The organism is Nocardioides sp. CPCC 206348 (genome assembly GCF_048654705.1).
GTDB lineage: Bacteria > Actinomycetota > Actinomycetes > Propionibacteriales > Nocardioidaceae > Nocardioides.
In genome coordinates this window covers 40,604-41,211 of record NZ_JBMCZA010000047.1, presented here as the reverse complement: position 1 = coordinate 41,211, position 608 = coordinate 40,604, and the positions used below count along the sequence as shown (strand labels likewise).

1 protein-coding gene is annotated in these 608 nt (G+C 69.4%); it reads right to left on the bottom strand.

Features of this window, described 5'->3' with window-relative positions; translation table 11 throughout:
• Window positions 1-398, bottom strand: a 398-nt coding sequence (locus ACOADB_RS01750) for an NAD(P)/FAD-dependent oxidoreductase (RefSeq protein WP_378596192.1), incomplete at its 3' end; no start/stop codon positions are given.
• Window positions 399-608: the final 210 nt, after the last annotated feature.

Here is a 608-nt window from a genome sequence, read left to right as displayed (position 1 = left end):
GACAGCTTCTCCTCGTTCGGGAGGTCGAGGTGGCGGTAGCCGGAGCCGGTCGAGAGGATCACCGAGCGGGCGGTGTAGGTGGCGTCGGCGGTCTTGACGACCTTGATGTCACCGGTGAGGTCGACCTCGACGACGTCGTCGGCGATCAGCTTGGCGCCGAACCGCTCGGCCTGGGCGCGCATCTCGTCCATCAGGGCCGGGCCCTGGATGCCGTCGCGGAAACCGGGGAAGTTCTCGACCTCGGTGGTGTTCATCAGCGCACCGCCAGCGGTCACGGAGCCCTCGAACACCAGGGGCGCGAGCTGGGCGCGGGCGGCGTAGATCGCCGCGGTGTAGCCGGAGGGACCGGACCCGATGACGATGACGTTGCGGGTCTCGGACGTGGCGGCGGTGGACATGGAACTCCCCGATGGGTCGACAGTGGGCTCGACGGAACAACCCGATGGTAGGCGGCCCTGTTCCCCGTGTGACGAGGGAGTCAGCCCGTGGCCGCCAGCGTGGTCGAGTGCAGCACGTCGCCGGTACCGCAGGCCAGCACCTCGGCCTCCTGGGTCTGGCCCACGGGTTCGCGGAAGGCAGCGACGGCCGACTTGCCGTCGTACACGATG